The organism is Burkholderia sp. MSMB0856 (assembly GCF_001524645.2).
GTDB lineage: Bacteria > Pseudomonadota > Gammaproteobacteria > Burkholderiales > Burkholderiaceae > Burkholderia > Burkholderia diffusa.
Map to the genome: position 1 here is coordinate 323286 of NZ_CP013428.1, position 15229 is coordinate 338514.

The following is a 15229-nucleotide window of genomic DNA, read 5'->3' on the forward strand; positions in this document are numbered from 1 at the left end:
CCGCATCGGTCCACATGCGGGTTCACGCTTTTCACGTCTCGAGCCCGAAAATCAGCGATCGATGCGCGCCCACGCCGGCCGCGACGCCGGACGCCGACGCGAACGTCGCGTTCGTCATCAGGCTCGACGCATCGCCGGCCGCGAACACCCCGGGAATGCTCGTCTGCTTCCACGGATCGACGCGAATCGCCGTACCCAGCGGGCCGTCGTCGAACGCACAGCCGAGCTGGTGTGCGAGATCGCTCGCCATCTCCGTGCGCGCGCCGATGAACAGCGCATCGATCGGCACGACCTGCCCGTCGGCGAGCCGCAGCGCGTCGATTCGCGGCGCTTCGCCGAGGATCTCGACGACCGGCGACCGTTCGATACGCACGCCACGCGCGGCGAGCAATGCGGCTTCCTCTTCGTTCGCTTCGACGACGCCTTGCGTGAACCACGTCGTCGGTCCCCAGTCGGGAATCAGGATCGCCTGATGCACGGAAAGCGGATGCGTCGCCAGCACGCCGAGTTGCCGGCCCGACACCTCGTAGCCATGGCAATACGGACAATGCAGCACGCTGACGCCCCAGCGTTGCGCGAGCCCCGGCAGCGCGGGCAATTCGTCGCGGATGCCGGTCGCGAGGATCAGCCGTTCCGCGCTTGCGCGGCTGCCGTCCGCGAGCGTCACGTGAAAGCAGCCGTTCGCATCGCGCCCGGCGGTGCGCGCCTCGCCGGCGATCCGCTGCACGGTCGGATAAGCCGCGAGTTGCGCGGCGGCTTCCGCGACGATCTGCGCAGGCGGCTTGCCGTCCTGCCCGAAAAATCCGTGCGCATGGTCGGCGAAACGATTACGCGGCCGCCCGGCATCGATCACGAGCACGCGGCGGCGCGCGCGTGCGAGCTGCATCGCGGCCGACAGCCCGGCAAAGCTGCCGCCGATCACGATCACCTCATGATGGCTCTGCATGTGTTCACTCCTTTCCTGAATCCGTATCAAGCGATGAACGCGCTCCGATGGTGGTCAAGTCATGAAACGCGAGAAGTTGCATGATAGGTCGGTGATATCATTCACGCAACTTCAGAAGTTTCGAGAGTGGGAGCCAACCGTCCATGAGAACCGATAGCCGTTTGTCGCGCATGCTGCATGCGCTGATCCACATGGACCAGGCCGACGGCCCGCTGACGTCGGAGGCGATCGCGGCGATGCTGTGCACGAATCCGGTCGTCGTGCGGCGTTTGCTCGGCGGGCTGCGCGACTGCGGCTACGTGCAGTCGGAGAAAGGGCACGGCGGCGGCTGGGCGCTCAGCGTCGCGCTCGACGACATCACGCTGCTCGACGTCTATCGGGCGGTGGGCGAGCCGCCGGTGTTTTCCGATCTGGTCGCCGAGGATGCACCCGAATGCCTGGTCGAACAGGCGGTCAACGCGCATCTGTCGGCCACGCTGAAGGAGGCCGAAGCGGTGCTGCTTGCGCGCTTCGGCGAGGTCACGCTCGGCATGCTGTCGCGCGATTTCGAGGCGAAGGCGGCGCGCCGCCGCAAGCCGCGCTGACGCGCCGCAACATCGCGACCGTCATCCGATAGCCGGTAGTCCGACGCAATCCGGCGCGGCGCGAAATCCGCGCGCCGCCGCGTTCTGTCCCCCAACTTCTGCCCGGTTCGCCCGCCACAGGGCAAAATACGGGTTTTCCGCACCCGAGAGGGCGCGCCCGAATCACGCGCCGGGCGGCGGCAGTGCGTCATCGCACGCCGCCGCCCGGCGCCCAGGCAAGATGCTCGCCGTGTCGCGAGCCCACAGGAGTCCAGACCCCATGCCCGAATCCAACCTGTCCTTCTTCGGCCGGCTGTCGCTGGCCGTCGGCACGTTCTTTTCCGTGATCGGCAACCGCGAGTTCGCGGCCGGCGTGCTGCGCGTGCGCGACGGCGCGCCGGCACCGGTCGCCCCGGCGCCGATTGCGCCGGCCCCCGCCGCGGCTCCGGCGCCCGTGCCCGCGAAGGCCCCGGCCCCCGAGCTGCGCGAAGCGAGCCCGCAAGCCGCGCTGCAACTGCTCGGCCTGCTGCAGCGCGATGCACGCTTCATCGACTTCGTCGAGGAAGACATCGCCGGCTATGCGGACGCCGACATCGGCGCCGCCGCACGCCTCGTGCACGACGGCTGCCGCGCCGCGCTGCGCGAGCATTTCACGATCGTGCCGGTGCGCGACGAAGCCGAAGGCAGCCGCGTGACGCTGCCGGCCGGCTTCGACGCGACGGCCGTGCGCGTGACGGGCAACGTCGTCGGCTCGGCGCCGTTCACGGGTACGGTCAGCCATCGCGGCTGGCGCGTGGCCGACGTGCGCCTGCCGAAGCTGACGGGTAGCCACGACGCATCGGTGGTCGCACCGGCGGAGGTGGAACTGTGAGCGATCCGCGCTATTCGATCGGTATCGACCTCGGGACGACCCATTGCGCGCTGTCGTACGTCGACAGCGCCGCGAGCGACGGCGAAAAGATCACGCAGCAGGTGCTGCCGATCGCGCAGCTGACCGCGCCGGGCGCGCTGGAGTCGCGCGACCTGCTGCCGTCGTTCCTCTATCTTCCGCATGAAAGCGAGCTGACGCAGGGCGACCTGACGCTGCCGTGGACGGCCTCGCGCGCCTTCGCGGTCGGCGAAATGGCGCGCACCCGCGGCGCGGGCACGCCGATCCGCCTCGTGTCGAGCGCGAAGAGCTGGCTGTGCCACCCCGGCGTCGATCGCCGCGCGGCGATCCTGCCGAGCGATGCGCCGCCCGAAGTGGCGCGCGTGTCGCCGCTGGAAAGCTCGATCCGCTACCTGACCCACCTGCGCGAAGCGTGGGACCACACGCATCCCGACGCGCCGTTCGCCGACCAGGACGTGACGGTCACGATCCCTGCGTCGTTCGACCCGGCCGCGCGCGAACTGACGGCGGAAGCCGCGCGTGCCGCCGGCTATTCGCGGATGACGCTGCTCGAGGAGCCGCAGGCGGCGCTCTACAGCTGGATCCAGAAGAGCGAAGGCGGCTGGCGCAAGCAGGTGCGGGTCGGCGACCTGATCCTGTGCGTGGACGTCGGCGGCGGCACCACCGACCTGTCGCTGATCGCGGTGGTCGAGCGCGAAGGCAACCTGGAACTGCATCGCGTGGCGGTCGGCGAGCACATCCTGCTCGGCGGCGACAACATGGACCTCGCGCTCGCGCACGTGGTCGCGCGCAAGCTCGCGCAGCAGGGCACGCAGGCCGATCCGTGGCAGCTGCGCGCGCTGACCTACGCGTGCCGCGCCGCGAAGGAAACCCTGCTGTCCGACCCGACGACCGACGCGGTGCCGCTCGTCGTGCCGAGCCGCGGCTCGAAGCTGATCGGCGGCTCGATCCGCACGGAGCTGACGCGCGCGGAACTCACGCAGACGATCCTCGAAGGCTTCTTCCCGCAAGTCGATGCGGCGGCGCGTCCGGTGAGCCGCGCGCGCGTCGGCCTGACGCAACTCGGCCTGCCGTATGCGCAGGACGCGGGCATCACGCGCCATCTCGCGGCGTTCCTCGGCCGCCAGGTCGCGGCGCTCGACGCGCTCGACGGCGTGCAGCGCACGCTGCCGCAAGGCGCGACCTTCCTGCATCCGACTGCGGTGCTGTTCAACGGTGGCGTGTTCAAGTCGACGCTGCTCACGCAGCGCGTGCTCGACACGCTCAACAGCTGGCTGGCCGCCGAAGGCGCGCCGTCCGCGCGCCTGCTCGAAGGCGCGGATCTCGATCTGGCGGTCGCGCGCGGCGCGGCTTATTACGGTTACGTGAAGCGCGGCCGTGGCGTGCGTATTCGCGGCGGCACGGCGCGTGCGTATTACGTCGCGATCGAATCGGCGATGCCTGCCGTGCCGGGGCTGGAGCCGCCGGTGCAGGCGCTGTGCGTCGCGCCGTTCGGGATGGAGGAAGGCTCGGATGCGGCGCTGCCGCCGCAGGAGTTCGGCCTCGTCGTCGGCGAACCGGTGCAGTTCCGCTTCTTCGGATCGTCGGTGCGCCGTCAGGACCAGGTCGGCACGCTGCTCGACTACTGGTCGCCTGAAGAGCTGCAGGAGCTCGAGGAAATCCAGGCGACGCTGCCTGCCGAAGGGCGCACGGTCGGCGAGGTCGTGCCGGTGAAGCTGCACGCGCGCGTGACCGAAGCCGGCACGCTCGAACTCGAGGCGATCCCGAGCGGCACGAACGAGCGCTGGAAGGTCGAGTTCGACGTGCGCGGCGCCGCCTGAGCGCGATGAAGCGCTATACGGTCGGCATCGACCTCGGCACGAGCAACACGGTCGTCGCATACGTCGAGGCCGGCTCCGACGCGATCCGCGTGTTCGACGTCGAGCAGCTGGTCGGCCCCGGCGCGGTGGCCGCGCAGCCGCTGCTGCCGTCGGTGCGCTATCACCCGGCGGCGGGCGAACTGCCGCCGGACGCGCTGCGCTTGCCTTGGGCGTCCGATTCGACGGCCGGCGCACCGCCGGCCGTGATCGGCCGCTATGCGCGGACGCTCGGCGCGCAGGTGCCGGGGCGGCTCGTCACCAGCGCGAAAAGCTGGCTGTCGCACGCATCGGTCGACCGGCTCGCGGCGATCCTGCCGTGGGGCGCGGCCGAAGGCGTCGACAAGGTGTCGCCGGTCGACGCGAGCGCGAGCTATCTCGCGCACGTGCGTGCCGCGTGGGATGCACGCTTTCCCGACGCGCCGCTCGCGAAGCAGGACGTCATCCTGACGGTGCCGGCATCGTTCGACGACGGCGCGCGCGCGTTGACGGTCGAGGCCGCCAAACGCGCGAAGCTGCCGGCGTTGCGGTTGCTGGAAGAGCCGCAGGCCGCGTTCTACGACTGGTTGTACGGCCAGCGCGCGACGTTGCGCGATACGTTCGCCGCCGCGCGCCGCGTGCTGATCTGCGACGTCGGCGGCGGCACGACCGATCTCACGCTCGTCGACGTCGTGCCGGGCGACGACGGCGAACCGGCCTTCACGCGCGTCGGCGTCGGCAATCACCTGATGCTCGGCGGCGACAACATGGACCTCGCGCTCGCGCGCCTGGTCGAGACGCGGCTGACCGAGCCCGGCACGCGGCTGTCCGCCGCGAGCCTGTCGCAGCTCGTCGAACGCTGCCGCGCGGCGAAGGAGCGGCTGCTCGGCGACGACGCGCCGGCGTCCGTCACCGTGACGCTGCTCGGCGCGGGCAGCAAGCTCGTCGGCGGCGCGCGTTCGGCCGAGCTGACGCGGCAGGAAGTCGAGCAGATCGTCGTCGACGGCTTCTTTCCGCAGGTCGATGCCGGCGAGCTGCCGCGCCGCGCGCGGGCCGCGATCGTCGAATTCGGCTTGCCGTATGCGAGCGACCCGGCCGTCACGCGCCACGTCGCCGCGTTCCTGAATCGCCATGCGGAAGGTCCGCTGCCCGACACGCTGCTGCTCAACGGCGGCGTGTTTCGCGCGGGCGCGCTCGCCGGCCGTCTCGCGCAAACGCTCGGCGCGTGGCGCGGTGCGCCGCTCGACGTGCTGCACAACGCGCATCCGGACGTGGCGGTCGCGCGCGGCGCGGTGGCCTACGGCCTTGCGCGGGCGGGGCATGCGCCGCGCATCGGCGGCGGCTCCGCGCGCAGTTATTTCCTGGTGCTCGACGATGGTGACGGCGATGCGGCCCCGCGTGGCGTCTGCCTGCTGCCGCGCGGTTCGGAAGAGGGCCGCGAGATCCGGCTCGAGGAGCGCACGTTCGCGCTCCAGCTCGGGCAGCCGGTGCGTTTCCACCTCGTGTCGACGGTGGCCGAGACGGCATACCGGCCCGGCGATCTCGTCGAACTCGACGGCGGCGATTTCGTGCGGCTGCCGCCGATCGCGACGGTCGTCGACCGGCAAGCCGGCAGCGACGCACGCGAAACGCCGGTGAAACTCACGGCATCGCTGACCGAAGTCGGCACGCTCGAAATGCACTGCATCGCGACCGACGACGCGTCGCGGCGCTGGCGGCTCGAATTCCAGTTGCGCGGCGACGCGCCCGCGCAGGGTGACGACACCGCGCTCGCACGCCATCCGCGTCTCGATCATGCGATCGAGCTGATCGACCGCTCGTTCGGCAGCAAGGCCGCGAACGTCACACCGAAGGACACGAGACGGTTGCGTGCGCAACTTGAACAGGTGCTCGGCCCGCGCGACGAGTGGGACGTCGCGCTCGCGCGCGAACTGTTCGACGCGTTGCTCGCTCGGGCGCGTCGCCGCCGGCGCTCGGCCGATCACGAACGCGCGTGGCTGAACCTCGCCGGCTATTGCCTGCGCCCCGGCTTCGGTCATCCGCTCGATGCGTGGCGCATCGAACAGCTGTGGCCGCTGTTCGACGACGGGATCCAGTACGTGAACGACGCGCAGGTGTGGTCCGAGTGGTGGACGCTGTGGCGGCGCGTGGCCGGCGGCCTCGACGACGACGCGCAGACGCAGGTGCGCGACGCCATTGCGTTCCTCGAACCGTCCGACGACAAGCGCCGCAAGCTGCCGTTCGACCCGGCCAAGGTCGGCCCGGCCGACATGACGCGCTTGTCCGCGTCGCTCGAACGATTGCCGGTCGAGCGCAAGGTGGAACTGGCCGAGCGTTTGATCGCGCAATTGCAGAAGCCGGCCGAGCGCACGCTGTGCGCGTGGGCGCTCGGGCGGATCGGTGCGCGACGGCCGTTCTACGGCAGCGCGCACAGTGTCGTGCCGGCCGACGTCGCGAACCGCTGGCTCGACGCGCTGTTCGCGCTGGACTGGAAACAGGTCGAACCCGCGGCATTCGCGGTCGCGCAAATCGCGCGGATGACGGGCGACCGCGAACGCGATTTGCCGGACAAGACACGTGAGGCCGTGATCCGGCGTCTGTCGGCCGCGAATGCGTCGGCCGCGTGGATCGACATGGTGCGCGAGGCGATCGCGTTCGACGAAGCCGACACGGCGCGCGTGTTCGGCGAAACGCTGCCGGCCGGGTTGAAGCTGCTGGCGGGGTGAGCGGCGCGGCGGGCTCCGGTATCGTTCGGATGCCGGAGCATTCTGCGGCGTTGCCGATGCGGGCTGACGCCCGCCGATTCAATACCCTTCGAACAAAAAACGGCTGCCGTTGCATCGCATCGGCAGCCGTTCGTGCTTCGTGAGTCTGCCGGTCAGGTTTGCGGCGTCGTCTCCCGTGGCGACGCGGCCGATTCCACGGCGATCGCATCAGGCGCGGTTGCCCGCCGCGCGAGGTGTATGCCCGCGAGCATGCAGCGCACCGAGCCGCCGGCCAGTTCGATTGTCGGCACGTCGAGCGGAAGCAGCCGCGCGGAGCGTTCGATCGTCGCGCGCTGGTCGCCCGTGAGGCAGTCGAACGCGCGCCGCGACAGCGCGAGAACGCGTCCGTCCTTGCCCGACAATTCCAGCGTATTGCCCGCGAAATTCGCGATCTGCGCGTGATCGAGTGCGATCACCGTGCGGCCCGTTTCGGTCAGGCGTTGCGCGATTTCGTCGCGGCGCCGGCGGTCGGCGATCAGGTCGAGGCCGACCATCGCGAACTCCGTAGCGACGCTCATCATCACGTTCGTGTGATAGATCGGGTTCCCGTTCGCGTCGGCCGTGTCGAAGCAGATCGGCTCGAAGTTGAAGTGCGTGCAGAAGCGTTCGAGCGCGACCGGATCGGCGCGGCGCGAACGCGCGGTGTACGCGATCCGCGCGACGTGGTCGAGCACCATCGCGCCGGTGCCTTCGAGGAACACGTCGTCGTATTCGAGCCCCGAGTAGTCGATCACGTCCTGCACGCGGTATTCCGCCTTCAGCATCTCGACGATGTCCGCGCGTCGCTCGCGGCGGCGGTTCGGGCTATACATCGGAAACAGCGCGACATGCCCGCCCGGATGCGTCGAGAACCAGTTGTTCGGGAACACGGAGTCGGGCGTGTCGCGCTCGCCGTGGTCGTCGGACACGTGCACGCGCACGCCTGCATCGGCGAGCGTCCGCGCCGCGGCCGTGACTTCGTCGCGCGCGGCGGCCGACACCGACGGCGCGTCGTTCGCCCCGGCGGCGGCCGTGCGCTGGAAGGCGTTGTCGGCCGCGGTCTGCGGGTTCGGCAGGAAGCGGTGCGGCCGGATCATCACGACGGCGGCCGGCGCCTGGATCGATACGAGATTCATGAACGGTGAGGGCGAGAGGCGGGAAGCAGGGCGGCGCGCACGCCGCCCGGGATGACGATCAGCGCGCGAACGCGGCGACGGCTTCGGTCACGAAGGCCGCGTGACCCTGCGCGATCGCGGCCGGATCGTCGATCAGCGCGAACAGGTTCTTCGGATCGACGGCCGGCGGAATCAGCGCGATCTCGACGCCCGCGTTGTGCTGCTGCGCGAGCGCGTACAGGTAGCGCAGCGCCGAGTAGTCCTCGAGCGCGAAGCCGACCGAGTCGAACACCGTGACTTCGTCCGCGCGTTCGCGGCCGGCCGTCTCGCCCTGCAGCACACGCCACAGCTCGGTCACCGGAAAGTCGGTCGGCATCTGCTGGATTTCGCCCTCGATGCGCGACTGCGGCTCGAATTCGACGAACACCCGGCCCGCTTGCAGCACGCCCGCCTCGAGCTCGGTCTTGCCCGGGCAATCGCCGCCGACCGCGTTCAGGTGCATGCCGGGCTCGATCATGTCGGCGGTGATGATCGTCGCATATGCCTTGTCGGCGGTGACGGTCGTCACGATGTCGGCGCCGCGCACGGCGTCGGCGGTCGACGCGGCGCGCACGACGCGCAAGTCAGGGTAGGCGGCGAGGTTCTTCGCGAGCTTGTCGGTCGCGAGCGGGTCGACGTCGAACACGCGGATTTCCTCGATGCCGAGCAGCGTATGGAACGCGATCGCCTGGAATTCGCTCTGCGCGCCGTTGCCGATCAGCGCCATCGTGCGCGAGCCGGGGCGGGCGAGCGCCTGCGCGGCCAGCACCGACGTCGCGGCCGTGCGCAGCGCGGTGGTCAGCGTGAGTTCGGCGAGCAGCAGCGGGTAGCCGGTATCGACTTCGGCGAGCGCGCCGAACGCCATCACCGTGTGCATGCCGCGCGCGGCGTTGACGGGGTGGCCGTTCACGTACTTGAACGCGAACAGCGATGCGTTCGCGACGGGCATCAGCTCGATCACGCCGTCGCGCGAGTGGCAGGCGACGCGCGGCGACTTGTCGAAATCGGCCCAGTGCAGGTAATCGGCGCGCAGCGTGTCGACGAGTTCGCGCAGGAACGTCGTGACGCCCGTCCTGGCGATCAGTCGGGCGGTGGCGGGAACGTCGAGGAAGCGGGTCATCGGTCTGTCTCCAATTTTTTGCCGGTACGGGTGTCCTGGCGTCCTGGTCGAGCGGGGCGGGCGCGTCGGCCCGGGCCCAGGCTTCATCAAAAGCGGTGTCGCGGCGTGTGCGGCCGGTCGATGGAGTCATTATTTCCGTGAGTCGAGCCAACAAAAAGACGGCAAAAGTGGCAGATTTATCGATAGACTTGACAGATTGCTGGCCATATCCGGCAGTTTGTGCAACCCAGGCTGGTCGAAATGCGCGCCATCCGGCACGCTGGCAGCCGTCTCACGTTCGACAGGAAGGTCCGTTCATGATCACGCTCGACGACGTCGACCGACAGCTCATCGCGCTGCTGCGCGACAACGCGCGGATGCCCGTCGTCGCCCTCGCGAAGGCGTTGCGCGTCGCGCGCGCGACCGTGCAGAACCGGCTAACGCGGCTGGAGAAGAACGGCGTGATCGTCGGCTACACGGTGCGGCTCAAGCCGGCGGCCGAGCGGCACCGGATCCGCGCGCTGATGTCGATCGCGGTGCAGGGCAATCGCGGCGCGGAAGTGGTGAAGGTGCTGCGCGGGCATCCGAACGTCGCGTCGATCCACAGCACCAACGGGCGTTGGGATCTCGTCGCCGAGCTGCACGCCGATTCGCTCGAGCATTTCGATCGCGTGCTCGGCGCGATCCGGTTGATCGACGGGATCGCGAATACGGAGACGAGTATTTTGTTGTCGACGCACAAGGCGTGACGCGCGGCGGCGCGTCAGCCCGTGTGCTTGCCTGCGCCAGCGTATCAGCTGCCGGTTGCCGGCTCCGGAAACACCGGCTCGCCCAGCGTCAGCATCAACCGGTTCGCCCACGCGAAGATCGCGATCGCGTGCGACAGGTCGAGAATTTCCTCGTGCGTAAGCCCTTCCGCCTCAAGCGCGGCGATGTCGTTTTCATCCAGCGTGTCGGGCCGTTCTGTCAGCGCGATCGCGTAGCGGATGATCGCGCGTTCGCGCGCGGTCGTGCCGGCTGTCGACGGATCGTCGAACACCTGGTCGATCGCATCGGTGCGCTTCGCAAGTTGCGTGAAGCGCTGCGCATGCACCGATGCGCAATATACGCAGCCGTTCACGCGTGACACGGCAGTGCTCGCCAGCTCGCGTTCCGCGCGCGACAGTCCGCCGGGGCCGTACATGATCGCGTTGAATACGCCCGAACGCTGCCGCAGGATCTCGGGCAGGTGCACGAGCAGCAGGTAATAGTCGGATGTCTTCGCTTGAGGATGGCTCGTTTCGAGCACCGCGAGCTGCTCTGCCGTTGCGCTCTCGAGCGGCACCGTATTGAGCCATGCACGCCAGCCGAGCGTGTCGGACGTGAAACCGTGAGTCGCCGTAGTCATGCTGCCTCCCGGGCGGCGCGCGCCTGCAACGCTCGCGCGGCCGCCGCGACACGCAGCTGATACGCGACGAACGCGACGAGCTGCGAGAGCGCGACGATCGCGGGCGTCGTGAACCCGGCCGACTTCAGCGCATCGAGATCGGACGGACGCGCGTCGACGGGCGAGAGCGTCAGGCGTCGCGCATGCGCGAGGAGCGCGCCGAGGCGTCGAGGCAGCGCGTCGAACGCATCGGCATCCGAACGGGCGATGTCGTCCGGCGTGCCGCCCGCGTCGATCAGCCGTGCGCGGTAGGTCGCGGCCAGCGCGTGCGCATTCGATCGCTGCGCGACATACCGTGCCGCATGCAATCGTTCGATCAACGAAAGATCGGGTAGCGCGGCGTCGAACAGCGCGGCTTCGCCGAGCCGCGTATGGAGCAGAACCTTGTCGCGTGCGCGACGCAGCATGGCCACTGCGTCGCTTTCGCGCAGGCCGGCGATGACGTCGATCGTATCCGGCGCGGCGGCCGGCGGGAGGGGGGCGGTCATCGTGGTGGTTTCCAGTCGTCGTGAGTGTCGTGGATCGCGGCGGCGTTCATGCGTCGGCGTCGCGCCATTCGTCGCCTTGCAGCTCCGCGGTCGCGAACGTGACGAGCGCGTCATAGTGGCGGTCGCGATCGGCGTCGAACAGCCGGCTCGCGATGCCGCGTGCGAGCCGCTCGGCGCCCGCGCTGATCGCGGGGATGTCGCCGGACAGCTTGCCGTGGCTCAGGCTTGCCGCATGGTTGAAGCAGTGGATGTGCGTGACGGCCGGGCAGGCACCGCGCTCGCGTTCCTGGAACGCGAACGCGGGACCGAGATCGGGCGACTCGGCGAGCTCGTCGAGCCACGTGCCCGGCTCCGGTTGATAGCGATCCTTCCAGCGCCGCACATGCGGCCCGAACGACGCGAATTCGGTGCGCGTCGTCCAGTCGGAATGAAAGCCCGTCGCGAAGATCAGGAAGTCGACCGTGGTGCGGACGCGCGGCGTGACGACGTCGAGGCCGTCCGCGTGTTCGACCAGCGCGTCGATCGGGCTGCCTGCGTGGAAATGCGCGCCGGCGTGCCGCGACACGCGCAGCACGCTGTCGCGCGGCGGGGGCGTTTGCGATGTCAGCGCGTAGTGCATGAAGCGCCACTTCGTTGCATCGTCGAGGTCGGCATAGCCGTGCACGAGGCCGGGGCTGCCGATACCCGTCAGCTTGTTGATGCGCGGAATGTCCGCGCGACGGAAGAACAGGTCGACGCGCGCGGCGCCCGCTTCGAGCGCGGTGCCTGCATTGTCGAACGCCGACGCGCCCGCGCCGACCACGCCGACGCGCTTGCCGGCGAGCGAATTGAAATCGATCGGCTCGGACGAATGGGCCCAGCGCGTGCGCGGCGCGCGTTGCGCGACGGGCGGCACGTACGGGCCGCCGAGCCCGTCGCGGCCGGTCGCCAGCACGACGTGCCGTGCGAGCACGGTCTGCGCCTGGCCGTTCGCGCGCAGGTCGAGCGCGAGCAGGCCGTCGTCGCGCGGACGCAGCGCCACGAGCGCGGTGTCGTTGCGCACCGGCAGGTCGAGCACGCGGCGATACCAGCGCAGGTATTCCATCCATTGCGTGCGCGGAATCTTGTAGAGCGCGTCCCACGCGTCGCGGCCGTATTGCGCTTCGAACCACGCGCGGAACGTCAGCGCGGGCAGGCCGAGCGCGGGGCCGGTGAGCTGTTTCGGCGAGCGCAGCGTCTCCATCCGCGCGAACGTGACCCACGGGCCTTCGTAGCCGGCCGGCGCGCGGTCGATCACGCACTGGTTGTCGATGCCGAGCAGGCGCAGTTCGGCGGAGGCCGCGAGCCCCGCCATCCCGCCGCCGACGATCGCGACGTCGAGCACGCGCGTGCCGTCGACGTCACGTGGCGGCACCCAGGATGGTGCCGGCAGATCGAGCCAGCGCAGGTCCTGGGCGAGGCGGGCTTCGAGTCTGTCGAGTGCCTCGTGCGTGTCGGGCGTCGCCGTCATGCGGCCTCCGGGCGGGTACGGCGTGCGCGTGGGGCGCGTGCCGTGCGTGTCGCGCGAGGCGGGCGATCGGTGCGCAACCGGTCGCCTCGCAACAACGCGTCATGTACGGATGCGTCGTGAAAGATCACGTCGTCGAGCAGCGTGCGCGTCGTGCGGTGCAGCGCGTCGAGCAGCGCATCGACGGCGGCCGTGCGCGGCTTGCCGGTCGGCGTCGCGACACCGAACGCGAACGGGATGTCCACATCGAGCGGACGTGCGACGACGCCGTCCACCGGCAGCGCCACGCCGATCGCCGGGTCGACGATGCCGATTCCGACGCCCGCGCGCGCGGCCATCACCGCATTCAGCGACGCATTGGTTTCGATGAACACGCGCGCATCGACGCGTGCGGCCGCGAATGCCGCATCGATCCGCTGGCGCAGCCGGTGCCGGTTCGCGACCGTCACGATGCGGCGGCGTGCGAGATCGCGCAGCGCGATGCGCGGCTTGTCCGCGAGCGGATCGCCGGCCGGCAACACGGCGACGCAGGGCGTCTGTGCGATCCAGTGCACGTCGAGCCCCGCATGCGCCATCGGCAGCGTGACGACGCCGATATCGGCCGTGCCGGCGAGCACTTCGTGCATGACGTGCTCGGCCGACTCGCTGCGCAGCTGGTAGTGCGGCGCGTGCGCGTCATCGGGCAACGCGGCGAGCGCGGCCGGCACGAGAGTGGCCGCGAGCGAAGGCGTCGCCGCGAGGCGAACGGGTTCGGCCGTGTCGTCGCCGAGCGCGCGCGCACGCGCTTCGATTGCACGCAGGCCGACAAGCGAGCGTTCGACTTCCTCGTACAGCAGGAACGCGCGGCCAGTCGGCGTGACACGGGGACCGTGGCGGTCGAACAGCGTATAGCCGAGATCGGCTTCGAGTTCCTGGATCTGCCGCGTGACGGCCGGCTGCGAACGGCCGAGCAGTTCACCCGCGCCGGTCACGCTGCCGGTCGACATGACCGCGGAAAAGGCTTCGAGTTGATGCAACTCCATGACGCGTTCCGATGATGCGATTTGCGCATTGTAGGAGTGCCATCATGCGAGATTCATATAATGATTTTTCGTATCGACAGCGCGAAAAATGCGAAGCGCGCACCCGTGTCGACGGCAGGCCATGCGGGCCTGCGGATCGACCGGAAGCGGCGCCGCGCGGCAAACATCAATCGAATCAATGCGCTGCGGTGCACGCCGATGCGTCGCGCGACACGCGATATGCGGGAGACCACGGCAAGTGCATTTTGCTTCGCGCCGCACGCGATATCGATATGCGCAAAACTTCGTTTGAGCGCCCTGAACCGGATGGTTACATGCCCTCACTCTTTTCGACTGACCGATGGTGGGGGACGCATGAACGTTTCGGGGAACGACGCACGCGGCGCATGGCGGCGCGTGCTGGGCACGGTGGCGGCACTGGCTGCGGCATGGGGCTTGTCGACGGGCGGCGCGCTCGCGGCGGGCGTATCGGGCGAGCCGGTGGTGATCGGCGTGAGTGGGCCGCTCACCGGGCAGGACGCGCAATACGGCGAGCAGTGGAAGCGCGGCTTCGACCTCGCGCTCGACGAGATCAACGGCAGCGGCGGCATCCACGGCCGGCCGCTCGCGGTCGACTTCCAGGACAGCCGCAGCGACCCGCGTCAGGCGGTGGCGATCGCGCAGAAATTCGTCGCGGATCCGCGCATCGTGATCGAGCTCGGCGACTTCTCCAGCGCGACGTCGATGGCCGCGTCGCCGATCTACCAGCGCGGACAATTGATTCAATTCGGCTTCACGAACTCGCATCCGGATTTCACCAAGGGCGGCGACTATCTGTGGAGCACCGCACTGAGCCAGGCCGAGGAGCAGCCGCTGCTCGCGCGCTACGCGGTGAAGGAACTCGGCTTCAAGCGGGTCGCGGTGCTGTACCTGAACACCGACTGGGGCCGCACCAGCAAGGACATCTTCGCGAAGGCGGTGACGGGGCTCGGCGCACAGGTCGTCGCGGCCGAAGGCTACCAGCCGACGGAAAAGGATTTCCGCTCGACGCTCGTACGGATCGGCGCGTCGAAGTCCGATTCGATCGTGCTGATCTCCTACTACGCGGACGGTGCGCAGATCGTGCGGCAGGCCCGCACGTCGGGTGTCACGCTGCCGATCGCAGCGGTTGGCTCCGTGTATTCGCCGAAGTTCCTGGAACTCGGCGGCACGGCCGTCGACGGCGTCTATACGGAATCGAACTTCTTCCCGGCCGAGCCGCGCCCGGAGGTGCAGGCGTTCGTGCAGCGCTATCGCGCGAAATTTCATGCCGATCCCGATTCGTTCGTTGCGCGCGCATACGATGCGCTGATCCTGTCGGCCGAGGTGCTGCGCCGCTACGGCGCAACGCGGCAGGCCGCGCACGACGGTTTCGCGAAAGTGAGCGACGTGCCGAGCGTGATCTTCGGCAAGGTGCGCTTCGATTCGCAGACGCGCCGTGTCGCGGGCGCACGCACCGTGTATCTCGTCGTGAAGCAGGGGCAGTGGGCGCTGTGGGACGGCGCGAAGCCGCAGCTCGCGGCGCGCTGAGCCCGCCCCCGAACCGCATGCTAATGACG

At 69.5% G+C, this 15229-nt stretch carries 13 protein-coding genes; 6 read left to right on the top strand and 7 right to left on the bottom strand.

Going from position 1 to position 15229, the window contains the following annotated elements:
* Positions 1-31 precede the first annotated feature (31 nt).
* Positions 32-946, bottom strand: coding sequence for an NAD(P)/FAD-dependent oxidoreductase (locus WS87_RS19055; RefSeq protein ID WP_059818612.1), 915 nt, complete (start codon positions 944-946; stop codon positions 32-34).
* Between the two features lie 143 nt (positions 947-1089).
* Between WS87_RS19055 and WS87_RS19060 the strand changes: the two genes are divergently transcribed.
* From WS87_RS19060 to WS87_RS19075, 4 genes are all read left to right on the top strand, one after another.
* Positions 1090-1530 (top strand): RrF2 family transcriptional regulator, encoded by a 441-nt coding sequence (locus WS87_RS19060; RefSeq protein WP_059601208.1) that lies wholly within the window; start codon positions 1090-1092, stop codon positions 1528-1530.
* Positions 1531-1789: 259 nt separating this feature from the next.
* A complete protein-coding gene (locus WS87_RS19065) occupies positions 1790-2380 on the top strand; it encodes a DUF2760 domain-containing protein (RefSeq protein ID WP_059818613.1) in 591 nt (196 codons plus the stop codon).
* Positions 2377-4218: an Hsp70 family protein gene (locus WS87_RS19070; RefSeq protein WP_059818614.1), complete on the top strand. Its 1842-nt coding sequence runs from the start codon at positions 2377-2379 to the stop codon at positions 4216-4218. The genes WS87_RS19065 and WS87_RS19070 overlap by 4 nt, the downstream gene beginning before the upstream one ends.
* Positions 4219-4223: 5 nt before the next feature.
* Positions 4224-6959, top strand: coding sequence for an Hsp70 family protein (locus tag WS87_RS19075; RefSeq protein WP_059818615.1), 2736 nt, complete (start codon positions 4224-4226; stop codon positions 6957-6959).
* A gap of 152 nt (positions 6960-7111) precedes the next feature.
* Here WS87_RS19075 and ctlX read toward each other — a convergent pair whose 3' ends face one another.
* Entirely contained in the window at positions 7112-8113 is a 1002-nt protein-coding gene (gene ctlX / locus WS87_RS19080; RefSeq protein WP_059818616.1) for a citrulline utilization hydrolase CtlX, read from the bottom strand.
* 58 nt (positions 8114-8171) lie between these two features.
* On the bottom strand, positions 8172-9251 hold the full coding sequence (locus WS87_RS19085) for an ornithine cyclodeaminase (protein WP_059818617.1): 1080 nt from the start codon (positions 9249-9251) through the stop codon (positions 8172-8174).
* A 296-nt stretch (positions 9252-9547) separates the two neighbouring features.
* Here WS87_RS19085 and WS87_RS19090 point away from each other — a divergent pair, with 296 nt between their 5' ends.
* Positions 9548-9979: an Lrp/AsnC family transcriptional regulator gene (locus tag WS87_RS19090; RefSeq protein WP_044845386.1), complete on the top strand. Its 432-nt coding sequence runs from the start codon at positions 9548-9550 to the stop codon at positions 9977-9979.
* A 44-nt stretch (positions 9980-10023) separates the two neighbouring features.
* On the opposite strand, the gene WS87_RS19095 is transcribed toward WS87_RS19090, so the two are convergent.
* The 4 genes from WS87_RS19095 to WS87_RS19110 are packed head-to-tail and all read right to left on the bottom strand — an operon-like array spanning position 10024 to position 13652.
* Positions 10024-10617 carry a peroxidase-related enzyme gene (locus tag WS87_RS19095; protein ID WP_059818618.1) on the bottom strand — a complete coding sequence of 198 codons (594 nt, stop codon included), beginning with the start codon at positions 10615-10617 and terminating at the stop codon, positions 10024-10026.
* Positions 10614-11144: a CMD domain-containing protein gene (locus tag WS87_RS19100; RefSeq protein ID WP_059818619.1), complete on the bottom strand. Its 531-nt coding sequence runs from the start codon at positions 11142-11144 to the stop codon at positions 10614-10616. The genes WS87_RS19095 and WS87_RS19100 overlap by 4 nt, the downstream gene beginning before the upstream one ends.
* 46 nt (positions 11145-11190) lie before the next feature.
* A complete protein-coding gene (locus tag WS87_RS19105; RefSeq protein ID WP_059449149.1) occupies positions 11191-12633 on the bottom strand; it encodes an NAD(P)-binding domain-containing protein in 1443 nt (480 codons plus the stop codon).
* Complete coding sequence (locus WS87_RS19110) at positions 12630-13652, bottom strand: LysR family transcriptional regulator (protein ID WP_059818620.1); 1023 nt, start codon at positions 13650-13652, stop codon at positions 12630-12632. Before WS87_RS19110 ends, WS87_RS19105 begins: the two co-directional genes overlap by 4 nt.
* A gap of 354 nt (positions 13653-14006) precedes the next feature.
* Between WS87_RS19110 and WS87_RS19120 the strand changes: the two genes are divergently transcribed.
* A complete protein-coding gene (locus WS87_RS19120; protein ID WP_059818621.1) occupies positions 14007-15200 on the top strand; it encodes an ABC transporter substrate-binding protein in 1194 nt (397 codons plus the stop codon).
* Positions 15201-15229: the final 29 nt, after the last annotated feature.